The following is a 17,245-nucleotide window of genomic DNA, read 5'->3' as shown; positions in this document are numbered from 1 at the left end:
TCAGCAAGCCGCACCGAGCGCAAGTTCGTCGCGGGTCAGGAAAATTGAGGGGGCGCGCGCGCCTGGGCGCCAAAGCCCCTATCGGCAGCAACGACGGATATGTCCAAGGCGTGCCATGCCACGCGCTTGGCGTGACGGAAGGGGATGGAGAGCCCAACTTGGGGCGCCGAATCGAGCGAGGCGTTGGCCTGCGCCAAGCAACACAGCGCGCACGCGCCGGTGTGCGCGGTGGGGCTGCCGGACTGATCGTTCAGGCCCCCCTGCTCACCCCCGCTGTGGCAGATGACGCCGGCGGACAGCGGATCGGCAACGGCCTGGCCGGCCGCCAAGCAGGCGGCAATCGGCGCCAGCACCTGCATCGCCAGGGCGAGCAGGACAACGGGTAGGAATTTTTGCAAGCGCGCGCGCATCCGCCGAACCGTTCGTTCGTCCCCTAACTAAACACCGCCCCAAGCCCCGAGTCGAGGTCGGTTCCGCCGCCTTGTTGGCCTAGCGAAAACATCTCGAAGTGGTCGGGAGCACCCTGCCCGGGGCGCCAGGGGTCCGGCATTGAGGCAAGTCAAGCCACCTCCCTCATCCAAAAATTCCTGTTATTTCCCATACATTTACAGGGATATGAGCCCGATCATTTCGTTACATGCTCGAATTTTGAACATTCGTTGCCGAAAATGATGACAAGTGAGAAAAGTTGATCTAGCATCCCTCTTGCTCAGGCTGGCCGTGAGGTCGAAGCCTGGTGGTCCAAGTCTCGGGAGGAGCCCCTGGCGCGCAAAACGCAGCGTCGCCCCGTCAATCAAGAGCAAATCTTAGAATCGGGGATAATAGGGTCGACACAATTTTTGAGCGGGGCCAGGGCCCCGCTTTTTTTTGCCCGCATTTTATTTGCCCATGGTTTCGATGCCAATGAGCGCGTCCGCCAATCCGTCCAACGGAGGTTCGAGCTGGTGGCGTCGCGCTGCGAGAAATCTGACGCCGCTGGGTCTATCGGCGTTTGTTCGAAGAGTATCCCGAAACGTGGGGCGACGTTCCGCTCGATAGGCAGCGAGCTCGTGATGGGATCGATGCTCACGCTGATGATCGGGGCAGACGCTGATGCTGCGATCCAGCGATTGATTGCAGATTGAGTGGCATCAGCTCTTGTGAGACACTTTCGGACATCGGTCGCGCATTCAATGACGCGCCGACGATAATATTTTACGGGAGCGAGCGATGTCCGGGACGAAAGATTTTTCGACGACGAGGCGCGATCTTCTTCAGGCGGCAGCGACCGCCGGCGCCGCGACTGCCATCCTCGGCAGCATGGGCATAAACCCAGCACTTGCAGCCGAAGTCGGACGAAGCGAGAAACCGCTGAAAGCGGCCTTCTCCAACGCGGGCCTCCAGGCCACCTGGTGCGCGCAGGGCAAGCAGGCCGCGGAGTTCTGGGGCAAGCTGTTCAATGTCGAGGTGACTTGGTTCGATGGTCAGCTCGACGCGGTCAAGCAGCGCGCCGCGATCGACAACATGGCCTCGCAGAAATGGGATTTCGTCGCGATTCAGGCCTTCGGCATCGGCACCCTCACCCAGCCCGTGCAGAAGATGATCGACGCCGGCACGCCCGTCATCGACATGGACACGCTGATTGCGCCGCTCGACCAGATCAATGTCCACTCCTTCCTTGCCCCCGACAACGAGTTCATGGGCGCCTCGGTAACGCAGGCGCTGTGCAACGCGATGGGCGGCAAGGGCAAGATCATCATGACGCAGGGTGCGCTCGGCCACACCGGCGCACAAGGACGCGCCAAGGGTTTTAACTCGGTGGTCAAGCAATTCCCTGGCATCGAGGTGCTCGACACCCAACCGGCCGACTGGGACGTCTCCAAGACCGCCCGCCTCTGGGAGACCTATCTCACCAAATATCCGCAGATCGACGCTGCGTTCTTCCACAATGACGACATGGCGCTCGCCGCCTACAACATCATGAAGGCCCGCAACCGCACCAACATCCTGATTGGCGGCGTCGATGCCATGCCGCCGGCGATCCAGGCGGTGAGCGAGGGTCGCATGTTCGCGACCGTGCGCAATCCGTCGTGCCGCATCCATGGCGGCGCCATCATTGCAGGCGTATCGGCCGTGGTCGGCGGCGAGAAGAGCGGACAGGGAATCCCGAAGAACGTCGTCACCGACGGCCCGGTCGTGACCAAGGCCAATGCCGCCGGGATGCAATGGATGCAGGATCACTTCCTGATCTGAGCCTCCATGCCTGCGGGACATCAGCCCATCCTGGAACTGAAGGGCATCACGAAGAGCTTCGGCGGCGTCGAAGCGCTTCGTGGTGTCGACTTCGCGCTTCTTCCCGGCGAGATCCATGGTCTCGTCGGCGAGAACGGCGCCGGCAAAAGCACGCTGATGAAGATCATCGCCGGCGTGCACACCGAATTCTCCGGCCGCTTCCTGGTTGACGGGGCGCAAACGCATTTCCGCTCGGCGCGCGATGCCCATGCGGCCGGCATCGCCATGGTGCACCAGGAGCTCAGCGTTGCGCCCGACCTCACGGTTGCGGAGAACGTCTTTCTGGGCAACCAGCCGGTCAACCGGTTCGGCCTGGTGCAATGGCGGCGGATGGCGCGCGAAGCGGGCGAGCAGCTCGCCCGCTTCGGCATCGACGTCGACCCGATGTCGCGGCTTGGGGACCTCCCGATTGGGCTCCAGCAGTTGATCGAGATCGCTCGCGTGCTGTTCTCGGGCGCTCGCATCGTCATCCTGGACGAGCCGACCTCCGCCCTCTCTCCACCCGAGGTCGAGCGGCTGTTCACAACGCTCCGGCGTCTGCGCGAGGAAGGCACTGCGATCGTCTTCATCTCGCATTTCATCGAGGACATTCTGCGCGTGTCCGACACGGTGACCGTCTTCCGCAACGGGCGGAAGGTCGCGGAGACCGCCAGCGCCGCGACCAGCAAGGGCGCGCTGATCGAGGCCATGATCGGCCGCGGCGGCGAAACGCTCGAGCATAGCTACACTGACGATTTGATGCTGCCGCGGCCGAGCGACAGCCCGGTCGTCCTGAAGGTCGACCAGCTCTCCCTCGCGCGCAGCCTTCAGGATGTCTCGTTCGAGGCCCGCGCCGGCGAGGTGCTCGGCATCTACGGCTTCATGGGCTGCGGCCAGCAGGAGCTGTCGCGCATCCTGTTCGGCAAGCTGAAGCCGGACAGCGGCACGCTCGCCGTCGAGGGCACACCAAAGACCTTCGCCAGCACGGCGGCGGCGCGGCGCGCCGGCGTCGCGCTGGTGCCCGAGAGCCGGCGCGACATGCTGTTTCACCAGGAGCCGGTCTACAAGAACATCTCGATCAGCATTTTGGATCGCATCTCGGCGCTGCTGCTCAAGCCGGCGCAGGAGCGCGATATCGCAAGGCGCCAGGTCGAGCAATTGCAGATCAGACCGCCCGTGGTCGGCCTCGACCTCGGCATGCTCTCCGGCGGCAACCAGCAGAAGGTAGCGCTGGCGAAATGGCTGACCTATCCGCCCAAGCTTCTGGTGCTGTGCGAGCCGACCCGCGGCATGGATGTCGGCGCCAAGAACGACGTCATCAACATCGTCCGCGACCTCCGTGCCAAGGGGCTTGCCGTCATCGTGCTGTCGACCGAGCCGGAAACGGTGCTGTCGCTGGCCGACCGCATCCTCGTGCTCAAGCGCGGCGCATTGGTGCGGGAATTCAGGAACGAGCCGGTCAGCAAGGACCGCCTGCTGGAAGCGGCGTGACGGAGAAGCACCATGGCGAGCAGTGACACGGTTCCGGCGGCGGCTGCTCGAGCGCGGGGACTTGCGCCCTTCCTGCGCTCGCAGATGCGCAACATCGCGCCATTCCTGACGCTGATTTTCCTGTCCGGCTTCTTCGCCTTCGCCAGCCCCTCCTTCGCGACGCTCGACAATCTCGGCAACATCCTCACGCAAGTGTCGGTGACAGGCATCATCGCGGTCGGCCTCACCTTCGTGATCCTCTGCGCCGAGATCGACCTCTCGATCGCCAGCATCGCCAACGTCACCGGCATCGCGGTCGCCTATTTCACGCTCCAGGAATCCTACGTCAACATCGCGAATGTGCCGCTGCCCGGCGCGGTCGCCATCATCCTGTCGATCCTGCTCTGCGCGCTGCTCGGCCTCGTCAATGCGCTGGGGCTGACCGTGATCGGCATCCCCTCCTTCATCATGACGCTGGCGATGATGCAGATCGCGGCCGGCATCTCGGCGCTCCTGGTGCGCGGCCAGATCGCTTACAAGGTGCCGAGCCTGATCACGACGCTCGGCTCGGGCTCGATCGGTGGCATCCCCTGGATCGTCATCGTCGCCGCCATCATGCTGCTCGGCGGGCATCTGGTGCTGACCTACACGCGCTTCGGCCGCTACGTCTACATGGTCGGAGGCAATCGCGAGGCGGCCGAATATTCCGGCCTCAACGTCAAGCTGATCCTCGGCGCGGTCATGGTGATCTCGGCGGTCTGCTCCGGCCTTGGCGGCATGCTCGGCGTTGCCCATTTCGGCAGCGCGCAGCAGAACGAATTCGACACCTACCTGCTCGACTCCATCGCCGCCGTCGTTGTCGGCGGCACCAGCCTGTTCGGCGGCCGCGGCGGGATCGGCAACACCATCGTCGGGCTTTTCGTTCTTGGTGTTCTCAATAACGGGCTCGACCACGTCAACATCGACAGTTTTTTGAAGATCCTGATCCGCGGCCTGATCCTGCTGGCGGCGCTGGTCATTAACGTCTATGCGCAGCGACTGAGGGAAAAAGCCGCGGAGTAGACGGCCTTCAAAAGGAAAACAGCGAAAACAACCCCATGCACAGTAGCCGGGGCCAGCGAAATCAATGACTTGCCGGCGGCTTCGCGGCATTGCGGCATTGCGGATTTTGCGAAGTGGATTTGACTCGTCGGGCAAAACAGGGGCATGATGTCACGATGGCCGGCGGCTCCGAGAGGCGGTGCCTGCTCCCGTGATTGCGAGCGGAGCGAGGCGATCCAGACTGTCACCGCGGAAAGATTCCGGATTGCTTCGCTGCGCTCGCAATGACGATGTGAAGGCAGCAGAGGAATCCTGGATCGTCTCAATCGCGAAGCCAGGGAACGCGTCCTAACTCTCGGCCTCCGTATCCGACGGCAGCCGCGAGAAGCGGAAATTGCAATGGCTCGCACCGCCGGCCAACGTTTGCGTCCTTTCCAGGCGGATGCCTTCGTGGCATAGGCGTCGAAATCAAGCCCGCAAATGTTCGGCAGGATGTCCTTGTCGCCGTGGCGCGCTGCGAGCTTGCAGAAGCCACAGGCCTTGTAGTTGATGCCGAATTCGAAGGTGTCTCCTGGATCCGGCTCTACGAAATCGTAGACGAAGTCCTCCGGAAACTCCCTCTGATGGCTTTCCGTGACGCTCCTTGCCGCCTGCTCGCGCAGCAGAGCTTGGTTCTCGGACGACAGGAATTGTCGTCCCGAGGCAAGGCGTTCCGCCTCTGACACGGTGAGCAATTGCGCCTTGTGGGTTTCCCGTTCGATCTCCCCGATCACCGGGACCGGCACACCGTGGCGCCGGAGCACCCGACTGATGGCCATAAAACCCGTGAGACGCATGAAGAAATCACTCATGCGGCTGGCCGCGCCGCCGACATAGGGCATTTGGGTCAGCACGATTTCGAATTCGTCCATGACTTCCTGCCTGATCTTCTCGATGTCGGATAGTCGCGCGCGCTCGCGCAATATCGCATCGGCAAGGTCGAGGCGATGCCGCATGGCGGCTTCCATTGCGTCCCGATGCGTCTCGTAGAAAGGATGGATCTCAGCCATTGGACACCCGATATGATTGGCTCATTGCAATGTGGGCGACGCCGGTTTCATTCTGCGGCGATCGCCTCGATCTCCAGCAGCCATTTGCTGTCAACGGTCTCGACGATCACGACCGTCAGCGCGGGTTGGTGCTCCCCGAGCACCGCCCGACGAATAGTGCGGTTGGGCACGACCTGGTTGCGGTCGGTCAGGAACGTGGTGACCTTGACCAGATGCTCGACGCCCAGACCCGCAGCGGCGAGCACTTCCCTGACGTTGCGCCAGGCCTGCTCGCATTGCGCCTCGAAACCTTCGGGCACGGTGCCGTCCGATCTCTCTGGCACCTGGCCGCTGATGAACAAGAGGCGGCGATGCTGCTTCAGTTCAAGTCCCATGCTGTAGCCGCCGGCTGGAGCGTGGACCGTTGCGGGATTGTGGGTGACGACGTGAACTTGCGGCATGGGGTCTCTCCGTGTTGCGGCCGACCCTATCCGGCGGCAACGCCGCGGCGCAAAGCACTATTGCGGCGGTTCAGCGCAAGAAAATCTATTGCAAGCACGCAGCCATTCAGTGACAAACTGGGCAGCAATGACTTACATCCTTCCACCGCTCAACGCGCTCCGCGCATTCGAAGCCGCCGCGCGGCATCTCAGCTTCAAATTCGCCGCGCACGAGCTGCACGTAACGCCCGCCGCCGTGGGGCAGCAGGTGAAGGCGCTGGAGGCGCGCCTCGGCGTACGCCTGTTCGAGCGGCTGCATAAGCAACTCATCCTCACCGCGGCCGGCCGGGCCTATCTACCGGGGATATCCGAAGGCTTTCGCCACATCGCCGAGGCGACCTCGCAATTGAAGCCGGCAGGTGCAGTGCTGCTACAATTGGGCGTTCATGGCAGCATCGACCTGCGCCGCCTCGCATTGGCGGAGTTTCGCAGCGCGCATCCAGATATCGGTTTGCGGGTGCTGCAGCCCGCCGGCCTGCACGAGCTGGTCGAGGGCAAGGTCGACTTGCTGATCGCTCGCGGTCTTGGCCACCATCCGGGCTATCGCTGCGAGCGGATGGATGAGGGATCGGGACTGGGTGATTGGCTCGTCGCGCCTGAAGGCACCGCGGATTGCCCCGAGATCGTGAGCTTCCGCGAATGGCTGCGCGCCTTGCTGGCCGAGCACGCACTTTCGAATACACCCCCGCGCTTGGTCGGCAGCATCAGGAGTTGAGGCGACCGCAAAGCCGCAACAACTCGGCGTCAAGCGACCGCGGCGCCGGTGTTTCTTCTAGCAAAACGGCCATCAACCGGCCGGCAAGTCCCCGCTGCGTCGGTCTAAACTGATGCGAAGGGGACGGCGCCTGCCATCATTTCCGATACTGGTCGTCCCTCACCTTTTCCAACCAATCAACATTCTTGCCGCCAACGGATTCCTGGATCGCAATGTGGGTCATTGCCGTCGTCGGTGAAGCGCCATGCCAGTGCTTCAGTCCGGGAGGAAACCAGACAACGTCGCCGGGCCGAATCTCCTCGATCGCACCGCCCTCACGCTGCACCCACCCAAGCCCGGCGGTCACAATTAGGGTCTGACCTAGGGGATGCGTGTGCCAGGCTGTCCGAGCGCCGGGCTCGAACGTGACCTGGCCAGCTCCTACTCGGGCCGGATCGGGAGCCTGGAACAGCGGGTCGATCCGGACCGTCCCAGTGAACCAGTCTTCCGGTCCCTTTTGGGAGGGACGCGAGCCGTTTCGTTTGATGTCGATATCCATTTGAGATTCCTTCTGTGTTTCGGACGAGAGCGCCCGGTGAACTCCGATGGTAACAGCGACGGCGCCGCTGACGAGTACGTTCCGACGTGTGATCATCTCACGCCTTCGCTCATCGAGGGTCGTACCCGGGCTTCTTGTAGATGGTGTCCGGCTTGGCAATGATGTCGGGGTTGTAGACCTTTTCGGTCCAGTGTTTCGGCTCGACGTCCTCGATGCCGACGGAAACGGATTCCTCTCCGTAGCAGAGCGCGCCAGTGACCGCTTCGGCGACCGCTTGCGCAAGGGCTTGCTTCTGGAGTTGGCTTTTGCCCGAATAGAGTTTGACGATGACGTGTGGCATTGCTGGATTCCTCAGTGTGGACGCTTCTCGATGACGTCCTTGACGACCGGCGCTGCGGAGAATGCGTTGGGCCAGCCGGCGTAGAAGGCGAGATGGCCGAGCACCTCGCCGGCTTCCTCCCGCGTCAACCCGTTGTCCATCGCGCGGTTCAGGTGATAGGCGATCTGCGCGACCTGACCGGTCGCGATGAGAGCGCTCACGGTGACGAGGCTGCGGTCGCGGGGAGCGAGAGCCGGCCGGAGCCAGAGATCCCGGAACAGCACGTCTGTCGTGTACTCGACGAGGCTTGGCGTGGTTTGCCCGAACTGCTCTCCGACGCGCGTGGCCCGCTGCTTCTCCGCCGCCTCGTCGAGCGAGAGCTGCGGTCCTAAGGCCGGCGGGAGCTGGTCGGCTCCGATGTTGCGGCTCTTGAACACTTCCCTGGCCGCCGGGATCGCATCCATCGCGTTCGCCCAGCCCGTGTAGAACGCCAAGTGGGTGATGATCTCCGATATCTCCGACGCCTTCACGCCGCTGTCGAGCGCGAGGGCCAGGTAGTGCGGCAGTTCGACGATTTGGTCGCGGGCGATCAACGCGGCAACCGTGACGATGCCGCGGTCGCGACGGGAGAGGCCCGTTCGCTTCCACAGGTCGTCGACGATGAATTTCTGCGCATACCCTTCGAGGGCCGGCGCGACGGCGCGGATGTCTTCGGGCTTGGGCATGCCGTTTGCTCCTTGGTGGGGTGCCTGCGCCGCGGCCGCGACGGCGAACAGGCAGAGTGAGATCAAAGTCGCGGCGAGCGTTCTCATTGTAGGGATCCTTCCGATGTCATCGGGTTCGCGATCAGCCACCAAGCGACGAGCGACGCGCACAGCACGGTCGCCGAACTGACGAGAAACAGAGCGTTCAGTCTCCCTCCGGCCGCGATCAATCCGAGCGCAGGGCTGGCGAGACCCTGGGCGAGATCGAGGAAACCGGTGTAGGCGCCCATGGCGAGGCCACGGCTCTGCGCCGGCAACGGACCGCCTCCACGCCGAAGCCGGGATAGACCAGCGAGAAGCCGAAGCCGGTGAGCGCAGCGCCGGCGAGGGCCATCTCCGGACGAACGGCCAGCCAGATCAGCGCCTGGCCGACGGCCTCGATCGCCGCGCAGACCAGCGCGACTTTCGCTCCGCCGATCCTGTCGGCCAGATGGCTGAAGAACACGCGGGCCAGGATGAAGGCGATCGCATACGTGGTGTAGGCGGACCATCCGTTGGCCCATCCCCTCGTCGCGAACAGCAGGGCGACGAACGTGGTGACTGCGCCAAAGCCCACGGAGCCGAGTGCCGAGCCCAGACCTGGCACCCAGACTGCACCGATCACTTCGACGAAGGAGGCGCGCGCGTGCTTCTCCGGCGCGACCGCCGGGAGCAGAGCGACCAGCGGCAGAGCGACGAGCGGCGCCAATGTGGTCGCGAGCGAGATCGCCGCGAAGCCGTGGGCCGCATATAGCGCGGAGCCGGCAGGGGCGCCGATCGCGAAGGCTGCGAACATGGGCGATCCGACCCAGGCAATGACCTTACCGGTGTTGCCGGAATGGGCGAGCGCCAGCCCCCAGCTCACCGCGGCCGTGATGATGAAGCTTTCCGCTCCGCCGAGGAGCCCACGGCCCAAGAGGAGGATCGCGACCGAGAGCAACGGAGACCCGCTGAAGCCAAGCGACAGCAAATACAGCAGCCCCGCGGCGGCCGCCGCCAGCAGGCCGGCGACGACCCCACGCTTGGCTCCCCGCGCGTCAGAGAAGTGACCGGCCCACGGCCGGGAGATCAACGATGCGGCGAACTGGCTTCCGGCGACGAGGCCCACCACGAACGTGCCGAGACCCAGCCCATCGTGCACGTGAAGAGGAAGCACGGGCATGGCCACGCCGATGACGAGGAAGGCGACGAAGACGACACCCATGATCGGGAGCAGCGTGGCCGTGACTCCGGGCGCCGAGACAGGCTGCTGCGTGGCTGCGATCGACATGCCTCAGAGCTCCTGCCTGGTCGGCCTGTAGAGGATCTCGTTGATGTCGACTTCCGCAGGCTGGCTCAGCGCGAACGCAACGGCCCTCGCGAACGATTCTGCGGGCACTGCCACCTGATCATAGAACGAGCGGATTCCCGCCGCTGCCGCGGGGTCCGAGATCGTATTCAGGAGCTCGGTCGCCACCGCACCCGGCGAGATCACCGTCGTCCGGATGTTGTAAGGCTTCACCTCCTGCCGCAGGCCTTCCGACAGCGCGCGGACGGCGAACTTCGTCGCCGCGTAGACGGCGAAGCCGGGTCCGACCTTGTGTCCCGCGACGGACGACACGTTGACGAAATGACCCGACTTCTGCCGCTGCATGTGCGGAAGCGCGGCGGCGATGCCGTACGTCACTCCTTTGAGGTTGACGTCGATCATCCGGTCCCACTCGTCGACGTTCAGTTGCTCGAGCGGAGCCTGCGGCATCAGACCGGCATTGTTGATCATGACGTCGATGCGGCCGTAGGTCTGCACTGCAGAGTCGACAAGTGCCTTCACCTGTTCTCGGCGGGTCACATCCGTTTCCAGAGCATGCGCGTTCCCGCCGCGCGCCTCGATCTCGTTCGCGAGCGCCTGGAGGCGATCCGCCCGCCGGGCGCCGAGCACGACAGTCGCGCCCTGCGCCGACAGGAGCCGCGCAGTGGCCTCGCCTAGCCCGCTGCTCGCTCCGGTCACCACGACGATCTTGTGCTTGATTCCGTCTGTCATAGGTCCTTGCCTTCTTCTGGAGCCGTGCTGCGGCTCGATGGCTGATCAGAACCTAGGCCTTCCTCGCCCGCGCGATTAGGTGATAAATTGTGAATGCAGTCATTAGGCAGGCTTATGGATGAATCGGGACGACGCAAGCGACCTCATCGCCTTTCTCGCTGTCGCGAGGGAACGCAATTTCACGCGCGCGGCGGCGAAGCTGGGCATGACGCAGTCCGCGCTCAGCCAGATCGTCCGTGGCCTAGAGGAGCGGCTCGGGGTTCGATTGTTGAACCGGACGACGCGCAGCGTCACCCCGACACAAGCCGGGGAACGGCTGTTCCTAAGTGTCGGCCCCAAGTTCACCGAGATGGATGCAGATCTCGCCGAGCTGGGCAAATTGCGGGAGAAGCCTGCTGGAACCGTTCGGCTGACGGCTACCGAATACGCTGCCGCCGAGATCCTTCTGCCGGCGCTTGGGAAGCTCCTGCCTAAGTACCCCGACATCCATGTCGAGGTCATCATCGACTACGGGCTGACCAACATCGTGGCACAGCAGGTCGATGCCGGCATCCGCCCCGGGGAGCTCGTCGCCAAGGACATGATCGCCGTGCGCGTCAGCCCCGATCTCCGAATGGCCGTCGTCGGCTCGCCATCGTACTTCGTCGATCGCAAGCGGCCGAAAACGCCGCAGGACCTGACTCAACACAACTGTCTCAACCTGCGCCTGCCGACGCACGGCGGCAGCCTCTACGCTTGGGAGTTCGAGAAGAATGGGCGCGAGCTCAATGTGCGGGTCGAGGGGCAGCTGGTATTCAACAGCGCCGGTCTCCTTCTCGATGGCGCGTTGAAGGGTCTAGGCCTCGCCTACCTGACTGAGGGACACGTGCAGCCGTACGTATCGCAAGGCCGGCTGCTTCGCGTACTGGCGGATTGGTGTCCGCCGTTCTCTGGCTATCATCTATACTATCCGAGCCGGCGGCAACCCTCGCCGGCGTTTACGCTGCTGGCGGACGCTCTCAGATATCGTGGCAAATAGGGCTGATCCCTCTTGGCCCATTGCATCACTTCGCGGCAACAAAGCCATTCCGTCGCTTTCGGGTCGAAGCGGACATTGAGCAAGCTGCTACGTCGCGGCCAATGACGTCTGATAGGCGATCTCGTCAGCTCGCCAGCACCTCACCGCGTGCCCGTCCGGCCGCGTCTCCAGCGCCGGCCCCGGCTCGCTCCGGCACACCGCTTCGGCGTAACGACAGCGCGGGCTGAACGCGCATCCGTCCGGGGGATTGAGCGGATTGGGCAGGTCACCGCCCGTGGTCGCCAGCGGGGCGTGGCGCAAGGGATCGGGGATGGCGGCGATCAGGGCCTGCGTATAGGGATGCGCCGGCCGTTCAAAAATCTCGCGCCAGTGGCCATTCTCGACGATGCGGCCGAGATACATCACGGCGACGCGGTCGCTCATGTGCTCGACGACGCCGAGGTCATGGCTGATCATGATGTAGGACAGACCGAGTGTCTCCTTCAATTCCAGCAAGAGATTGATGATCTGGGCGCGGATTGAGACATCGAGCGCCGAGACCGGTTCGTCGCAGATGACAATCCTGGGATTGAGGATCAGCGCCCGCGCAATGCCGATGCGCTGACGTTGGCCGCCCGAGAATTCATGCGGGTAGCGGTCAGCCTGTTCGGGCCGCAGTCCCACATGCCGCAGCATCGTCGCGACGCGATCCTCGATCTCGCTTTTCGCGGTCACGCCATGGACGCGCAAGGGATCTTCGAGCGTGCGGCGAACGGTCTGGCGCGGATTGAGCGAGGCGTAGGGATCCTGGAACACGATCTGCACGATGCGAGCCAGCGCCTTGCGGTCCGCGGACTGCCTGTTCGTGACGACCTGCCCGTCCAGCACGATGCGGCCGCGCGTCGGTGTCAGGAGACCGAGGATCGAGAGCGCAATCGTCGATTTGCCCGAGCCGGACTCGCCGACGAGGCCGAGGCATTCGCCGCGCCTCAAGCTGAGATCGACACCGTCGACGGCACGGAGCAGCCGTCTTTCGCGGCCTAGCAAGCCGCCCCGCAGCGGAAAATGGACTGCGAGATCCTCGACGCTGAGAATGAGATCGTCGTCCGGCCTCCCCTGTGGCTCATGCATGATGGTGACACCTCACCAGACCGCCGGCGCCCAGCAAATCCGTCCCCGGCGCAGTGGTTCGGCAAATATCGGTCGCCTGCGCGCAGCGCGGATTGAACCGGCATCCGTCCGGGAAGCTTGTGATCGCGGGAACGACGCCCGCGATCTCCTTGAGCCTGGTCCGGCCAAGCGCAGCGCGACTGCCGAGCCGGGGCAGCGAGGCGACGAGGCCTTGCGTATAGGGGTGCGAGGGCGAGCGGAAAATATCCGCCGAGCCGCGCTCCTCGACGATGCGGCCGGCATACATGACGGCAACGCGGCGGCAGACATTGGCGACCAGGCCGAGATCGTGGCTGATCATCAGGATGGCCGTCCCCCGCTCGGCGCATAGATTGCGCATCAGCTCGATGATCTCCGCCTGCACGGTCACGTCGAGCGCGGTGGTCGGCTCGTCTGCAATCAGGAGATCAGGACCGCAGGCCAGCGCGATGGCGATCATCACGCGTTGCCGCATGCCGCCCGAGAGCTGGTGCGGGTAATCCTTCACGCGCCGCTCGGGCGCGGGGACGCGGACGCTCGCCAGTGCATCCACCGCCAGCTGATTGGCTTCCCGCCAGCTCTTGCCCTTGTGCAGCACGAACATCTCGGCGATCTGTCGGCCCACAGGCGAGACCGGGTTCAGGGCCGTCATCGGCTCCTGGAAGATCATGGCGATGCGGTTGCCGCGCAGCGCCCGCTGTTTGGCGGCGGAAAGGTGCTGGATCTCCCGCCCCTCGAAGCGGATGACGCCGCCCCCGATCGACAATGGCGGCCGCAGCAGGCCGATCAGAGCAAGCGCCGTGATGCTCTTGCCGCAGCCGGATTCACCGACAAGACCGAAGGTCTCGCCACGATCGATGCGGAACGAAACGCCCTCGACTGCGGGGACCTTGCGGGATCCGTCGTTGAGATCGATGCGCAGATCCTCGACTTCGATCAGCGGCGAGCCCGTCATGTGCGCCGGCTCCGCGACTGCGGATCGAGAATGTCGCGCAGGCCGTCGCCAAGCAAATTGAGGCCGAGCACCGTCAGGAAGATGGCAAGGCCCGGGAAAACCGAGAGCCACGGCGCCGTCGTGATCTGGTCGCGGGCTTCCGACAACATGCTGCCCCAGCTCGGAAACGGCGGACGCACGCCGAGGCCGAGGAACGACAATGCGGCTTCGGACAGGACCGCACTGCCCATGCCGAGCGTGCCGATGACGACAATCGGTCCGAGCATGTTGGGCAGCAGCTGCGTGATCATGATGCGCATATCGCCGTAGCCGAGCACGGTTGCGGCCTGCACATAGCCCTGGCTCCTCAGCGACAGCGCCGAGGCCCGTGCGATCCGGCAGGAGAAGGACCAGTTGGTCAAGCCGAGCGCGATGAGCAGGCTGGTCAGGCCGGGTCCAAGCACCGCCATGATTGCCAGCGCGAAGATCAGCGACGGGATCGCGAGCATGAGGTTGGTCAGGGCGTTGACGACATCGTCCCACCAGCCGCCCCAATAGCCGGCGCTGAGGCCCAGTGCCACGCCGATGACGCTGTTGATGAGCTGGGAGACGATGCCGACCGTCAGCGAGACGCGCGCGCCATACACGACGCGGGAGTAGATGTCGCGGCCCTGCCCGTCGGTGCCGAACCACCAGGTCCAGCTCGGCGCCTCCTCTGCATTCATGAGGTTGGCGTCCATGACGGGATCGGTGTGCGCCAGCCATGGCGCGAGCAGGCCGACCAGGATCGCAAGCGCGAACAACGCGCCGCCGATGACGAGATTGGCGCGGAGCTTCATGCGTATCTGATCCTGGGATCGATCACGCCGTAGAGCACGTCGATCAGCAAATTGAGCGCGAGAAAGAACAGCACCACCACGAGAATTGAGCCCTGGACGGCCGGAATATCGCGTTGGAGGACACTGTCGACCAGCAGCGAGCCGATGCCCGGCCATGAGAACAATTTCTCGACGACGACGGCTTGCCCCATCAACGCGCCGAATTGCAGGCCCATTGTCGTGAGAATCAGGACGAGAGCGTTGCGCATCACGTGCCACTTCACGACACGCGTCTCGCTCATGCCCTTGGAGCGCGCGGTGCGGACAAAATCGGCGGTCATGATCTCGAGCACCGCGGCGCGCGTCGTCCGGGCCAGCAGCGCCATCGGCGAGACGCCGAGCGTCACGGCCGGCAGGATCAGATATTTGAGGCTGCCGTCGCCATAGCCGAAGCTCGGCAGCCAGCCAAGCTTCAAGGCGAACAGGTACATCAACAGCAGCCCGAGCCAGAATTTGGCCATTGAAAGGCCCGACACCGCGACGACCATGGAGACCGTGTCGACGATGCCGCCTGGTCGCAAGGCTGCGACAAAGCCGAGCGGAACGCCGATCGCGATCGCAAACGTCAAGGCTGCGAATATCAATTGCACCGTCGGCCACATCCGTTTTGCGATCATGGTCGTGATCGGCTCGCGGGTCCGGAACGACGTCCCCAGATCACCTGTCGCAAGCTTGCCGATGTAGGCGCCAAAGCGCATGTAGACGGGATCGTCGAGGCCGAGCTGCTTCTTCATGCGCTCCACGACCTGCGGGTCGGCTGCACCGCGGCCGTCATCGCTCATGCTCGATACGATGCTGCCAGGCACCACGCTGAACAGGACGAAGACCACCAGCACCACGGCCAGCACGGTCGGAACGGTTTGCAGGATTCGACGGATCAGGAAGGCGAGCATTGCAACTGTTCCTCCCTCCCTCCGTCGCTTCCTGCGATCGAGGAAGGGTGAGAGCGCGGGTCACTTGGCGGGCGATGTCTCGTCCACCCAGAGGTCCTCGACGTTTTGATGGGTCAGTTCCGTCGCATTCAGCTGAATCCCCTTCAGCCACGGCTGCACCGCCATGACCGCCTTGTTGTAGTTGAAGAACCAGACCGGAGCCTCTTCATAGAGCAGGGCATTGGCCTTCCGGAGCAATTGGTCGCGTTTTGCATCGTCGTCGGCCTGTCCGGCCTCGTCGATCAGCTTGTCGAAATCCGCGTTTTTGAAGGACGTGTAATTGCACGCTGATTGCGGCGTCGACGAGTAGAAGCATTTCAGCGCCGCCTGGGGATCCGGGCCTGTCGCCATGGAATAGACATAGGCCTGGAAGTCGCCCTTGCGGATCACCTCCGCCAGCACCGCGGTCTCGACCTGCTTGACCTTCACCTTGACGCCGACGCGGTCCAGCATCGGGATGATGGCCTCGACGATCGGCAGACCCCAGCTTTCGTTTTGACTGGTCGTCCATTCGAACTCAAAGCCGGTGGGATAGCCGGCGTCCGCAAGCAACTGCTTTGCCTTCGCGGGATCGAAGGCATAGGGCTTCATCGCCTTGTCGTAGAGCGGCGAGGTCAGAGGCAGCCAGCTCGTGGCGCGATAGGCCTTGCCCTTGACCAGCTTGTTGATGATCAGGTCGGTATCAATCGCGTGGTTGATCGCCTGCCGGACGCGCTTGTCGGCGAACGGCTTGAAGGTCGGATTCATTCCCATGTGACGGGTGAAGACCTCGGCGACTTCGACGATGGTGCCCTTGAGGCCAGGGTCGGCCTGATAGGCGACATATTGCGCGGGCCCGAGCACGGACGTGTCGATCTCCTTGTTGCGGAAAGCGACATCGCGGGCCGCGGCCTCGCCCATGATCGACACGATGAGCTTGTCGGCATAGGGCTTGCCGGGCTTGTAGAACCGGTCCCACCGCTCCAGGACGATGCGCGATCCCGGCACGTGCTCGACGAACTTGAAGGGTCCAAGACCGATCGGCTTCTGGATGAAGCTTTCCTTGGCGCCCTCGTCGGCGGGATAGATCGAGGTCAGCGCGTTAAAGAAGTAAAAGCCCGGATCGACCTTCTCGGTCAGCTTCATTTCGAGGGTGAAGTCGTCGATCTTCTTCAGGCCGGAGATCTCTTTGGCCTCTCCCTTCTCGACCGCGGCCGCGCCCTCGATCACACGCACGAAGCGCGCGCCGGGATAGGCCTTGGTGCCGTCCATGATCCGATTGTAGGACCAGATGACGTCGTCAGCCGTCATCTTGCGGCCATTGTGGAAATACGCGTCGTCCCGCAGCTTGAAGGTGTGAACGAGGCCTCCGCCGGAGACCACGTGCTCCTTGGCAAGCTCCAGAACCGGCTTGCCTTCCGTGGAATTCCAGATGTAGAGCGACCGGTGCAGAGCCTTGGCGTAGATCTCGTCCTGGGCGCGCTGCGTCGTGTGAATGTCCAGGCTAGTGAAACTCGAGCCATAGGGCGCGGTCATGCGGATGGTTCCGCCCTTGCGCGGTGTCTGGGCCTCCGCCGTGGCGGCAAGCGCCAGTCCCAAGCCAGCAACGATCGCCATTGTCCTGAACATCATGTGTCCCCCGAATGTAGGCGTGCTCTGATCGGCGAGTTGACCATTCACAGCATGTCGAATGCAAGCGCCTTGAAGGAATGACCTATGCGGGCTTCACCTCTCCCGTGGGAGAGGTGAAGC

17 protein-coding genes and 1 pseudogene are annotated in these 17,245 nt (G+C 63.7%); 5 read left to right on the top strand and 13 right to left on the bottom strand.

The genetic code is table 11. The annotated features are described in order from the left end of the window. Positions 1-35: 35 nt before the first annotated feature. Positions 36-410 carry a DUF2946 family protein gene (locus IVB12_RS01050; protein WP_247294741.1) on the bottom strand — a complete coding sequence of 125 codons (375 nt, stop codon included), beginning with the start codon at positions 408-410 and terminating at the stop codon, positions 36-38. 799 nt (positions 411-1,209) lie between these two features. On the opposite strand from IVB12_RS01050, the gene IVB12_RS01045 reads away from it, so the two are divergent. The 3 genes from IVB12_RS01045 to IVB12_RS01035 are packed head-to-tail and all read left to right on the top strand — an operon-like array spanning position 1,210 to position 4,782. After that, positions 1,210-2,232, top strand: a complete 1,023-nt coding sequence (locus tag IVB12_RS01045) for a sugar ABC transporter substrate-binding protein (protein ID WP_247294739.1) — start codon at positions 1,210-1,212, stop codon at positions 2,230-2,232. 6 nt (positions 2,233-2,238) lie between these two features. Next, positions 2,239-3,741 carry a sugar ABC transporter ATP-binding protein gene (locus IVB12_RS01040; RefSeq protein WP_247294736.1) on the top strand — a complete coding sequence of 501 codons (1,503 nt, stop codon included), beginning with the start codon at positions 2,239-2,241 and terminating at the stop codon, positions 3,739-3,741. Between the two features lie 12 nt (positions 3,742-3,753). Next, positions 3,754-4,782, top strand: a complete 1,029-nt coding sequence (locus IVB12_RS01035) for an ABC transporter permease (protein WP_247275908.1) — start codon at positions 3,754-3,756, stop codon at positions 4,780-4,782. Positions 4,783-5,109: 327 nt separating this feature from the next. On the opposite strand, the pseudogene IVB12_RS01030 reads toward IVB12_RS01035, so the two are convergent. Both IVB12_RS01030 and IVB12_RS01025 read right to left on the bottom strand, forming a co-directional pair. After that, positions 5,110-5,810: pseudogene (locus IVB12_RS01030) on the bottom strand (L-2-amino-thiazoline-4-carboxylic acid hydrolase). Positions 5,811-5,857: 47 nt separating this feature from the next. Then, a complete protein-coding gene (locus IVB12_RS01025; protein WP_247294733.1) occupies positions 5,858-6,250 on the bottom strand; it encodes a RidA family protein in 393 nt (130 codons plus the stop codon). Between the two features lie 127 nt (positions 6,251-6,377). Here IVB12_RS01025 and IVB12_RS01020 point away from each other — a divergent pair, with 127 nt between their 5' ends. Further along, positions 6,378-7,004 (top strand): LysR family transcriptional regulator, encoded by a 627-nt coding sequence (locus IVB12_RS01020; protein WP_247294732.1) that lies wholly within the window; start codon positions 6,378-6,380, stop codon positions 7,002-7,004. 136 nt (positions 7,005-7,140) lie between these two features. Here the strand turns inward: IVB12_RS01020 and IVB12_RS01015 are convergent, their stop codons facing one another. From IVB12_RS01015 to IVB12_RS00995, 5 genes are all read right to left on the bottom strand, one after another. Continuing rightward, positions 7,141-7,536, bottom strand: coding sequence for a cupin domain-containing protein (locus IVB12_RS01015; RefSeq protein ID WP_247294841.1), 396 nt, complete (start codon positions 7,534-7,536; stop codon positions 7,141-7,143). Positions 7,537-7,651: 115 nt separating this feature from the next. Continuing rightward, positions 7,652-7,882, bottom strand: coding sequence for a tautomerase family protein (locus tag IVB12_RS01010; protein ID WP_247294731.1), 231 nt, complete (start codon positions 7,880-7,882; stop codon positions 7,652-7,654). Between the two features lie 11 nt (positions 7,883-7,893). Then, positions 7,894-8,673 carry a carboxymuconolactone decarboxylase family protein gene (locus IVB12_RS01005; protein ID WP_247294729.1) on the bottom strand — a complete coding sequence of 260 codons (780 nt, stop codon included), beginning with the start codon at positions 8,671-8,673 and terminating at the stop codon, positions 7,894-7,896. A 118-nt stretch (positions 8,674-8,791) separates the two neighbouring features. After that, entirely contained in the window at positions 8,792-9,874 is a 1,083-nt protein-coding gene (locus IVB12_RS01000) for an arabinose transporter (protein WP_346658477.1), read from the bottom strand. 3 nt (positions 9,875-9,877) lie between these two features. Continuing rightward, complete coding sequence (locus IVB12_RS00995; protein WP_247294727.1) at positions 9,878-10,624, bottom strand: SDR family oxidoreductase; 747 nt, start codon at positions 10,622-10,624, stop codon at positions 9,878-9,880. Positions 10,625-10,742: 118 nt separating this feature from the next. Between IVB12_RS00995 and IVB12_RS00990 the strand changes: the two genes are divergently transcribed. Then, on the top strand, positions 10,743-11,642 hold the full coding sequence (locus IVB12_RS00990) for a LysR family transcriptional regulator (protein WP_247294724.1): 900 nt from the start codon (positions 10,743-10,745) through the stop codon (positions 11,640-11,642). Positions 11,643-11,729: 87 nt separating this feature from the next. Here the strand turns inward: IVB12_RS00990 and IVB12_RS00985 are convergent, their stop codons facing one another. Genes IVB12_RS00985 through IVB12_RS00965 form a run of 5 tightly spaced genes read right to left on the bottom strand, consistent with a single transcriptional unit; the run spans position 11,730 to position 17,122 of the window. Beyond that, entirely contained in the window at positions 11,730-12,752 is a 1,023-nt protein-coding gene (locus IVB12_RS00985; RefSeq protein WP_247294722.1) for an oligopeptide/dipeptide ABC transporter ATP-binding protein, read from the bottom strand. After that, a complete protein-coding gene (locus IVB12_RS00980) occupies positions 12,745-13,725 on the bottom strand; it encodes an ABC transporter ATP-binding protein (RefSeq protein ID WP_247294720.1) in 981 nt (326 codons plus the stop codon). The genes IVB12_RS00985 and IVB12_RS00980 overlap by 8 nt, the downstream gene beginning before the upstream one ends. Next, positions 13,722-14,543 carry an ABC transporter permease gene (locus IVB12_RS00975; RefSeq protein WP_247294718.1) on the bottom strand — a complete coding sequence of 274 codons (822 nt, stop codon included), beginning with the start codon at positions 14,541-14,543 and terminating at the stop codon, positions 13,722-13,724. Before IVB12_RS00975 ends, IVB12_RS00980 begins: the two co-directional genes overlap by 4 nt. Further along, positions 14,540-15,475, bottom strand: a complete 936-nt coding sequence (locus tag IVB12_RS00970; RefSeq protein ID WP_247294715.1) for an ABC transporter permease — start codon at positions 15,473-15,475, stop codon at positions 14,540-14,542. Before IVB12_RS00970 ends, IVB12_RS00975 begins: the two co-directional genes overlap by 4 nt. A 60-nt stretch (positions 15,476-15,535) precedes the next feature. Then, entirely contained in the window at positions 15,536-17,122 is a 1,587-nt protein-coding gene (locus IVB12_RS00965) for an ABC transporter substrate-binding protein (RefSeq protein WP_247294839.1), read from the bottom strand. Positions 17,123-17,245: the final 123 nt, after the last annotated feature.

The sequence above is a fragment of the Bradyrhizobium sp. 179 genome (assembly GCF_023073535.1).
Taxonomy (GTDB): Bacteria; Pseudomonadota; Alphaproteobacteria; order Rhizobiales; family Xanthobacteraceae; genus Bradyrhizobium.
Note: the sequence above shows the minus strand (reverse complement) of the source record. Positions and strands in the feature narration are given on the sequence as shown.

Coding starts and splice junctions, on each gene's coding strand:
- IVB12_RS01045 (WP_247294739.1), top strand. CDS start 1,210: ATGTCCGGGACGAAAGATTTTTCGACGACGAGGCGCGATCTTCTTCAG.
- IVB12_RS01050 (WP_247294741.1), bottom strand. CDS start 410: ATGCGCGCGCGCTTGCAAAAATTCCTACCCGTTGTCCTGCTCGCCCTG.
- IVB12_RS00990 (WP_247294724.1), top strand. CDS start 10,743: ATGAATCGGGACGACGCAAGCGACCTCATCGCCTTTCTCGCTGTCGCG.
- IVB12_RS01025 (WP_247294733.1), bottom strand. CDS start 6,250: ATGCCGCAAGTTCACGTCGTCACCCACAATCCCGCAACGGTCCACGCT.
- IVB12_RS00965 (WP_247294839.1), bottom strand. CDS start 17,122: ATGTTCAGGACAATGGCGATCGTTGCTGGCTTGGGACTGGCGCTTGCC.
- IVB12_RS01020 (WP_247294732.1), top strand. CDS start 6,378: ATGACTTACATCCTTCCACCGCTCAACGCGCTCCGCGCATTCGAAGCC.
- IVB12_RS01010 (WP_247294731.1), bottom strand. CDS start 7,882: ATGCCACACGTCATCGTCAAACTCTATTCGGGCAAAAGCCAACTCCAG.
- IVB12_RS00985 (WP_247294722.1), bottom strand. CDS start 12,752: ATGCATGAGCCACAGGGGAGGCCGGACGACGATCTCATTCTCAGCGTC.
- IVB12_RS00995 (WP_247294727.1), bottom strand. CDS start 10,624: ATGACAGACGGAATCAAGCACAAGATCGTCGTGGTGACCGGAGCGAGC.
- IVB12_RS00970 (WP_247294715.1), bottom strand. CDS start 15,475: ATGCTCGCCTTCCTGATCCGTCGAATCCTGCAAACCGTTCCGACCGTG.
- IVB12_RS00980 (WP_247294720.1), bottom strand. CDS start 13,725: ATGACGGGCTCGCCGCTGATCGAAGTCGAGGATCTGCGCATCGATCTC.
- IVB12_RS01005 (WP_247294729.1), bottom strand. CDS start 8,673: ATGAGAACGCTCGCCGCGACTTTGATCTCACTCTGCCTGTTCGCCGTC.
- IVB12_RS01000 (WP_346658477.1), bottom strand. CDS start 9,874: ATGTCGATCGCAGCCACGCAGCAGCCTGTCTCGGCGCCCGGAGTCACG.
- IVB12_RS00975 (WP_247294718.1), bottom strand. CDS start 14,543: ATGAAGCTCCGCGCCAATCTCGTCATCGGCGGCGCGTTGTTCGCGCTT.
- IVB12_RS01035 (WP_247275908.1), top strand. CDS start 3,754: ATGGCGAGCAGTGACACGGTTCCGGCGGCGGCTGCTCGAGCGCGGGGA.
- IVB12_RS01040 (WP_247294736.1), top strand. CDS start 2,239: ATGCCTGCGGGACATCAGCCCATCCTGGAACTGAAGGGCATCACGAAG.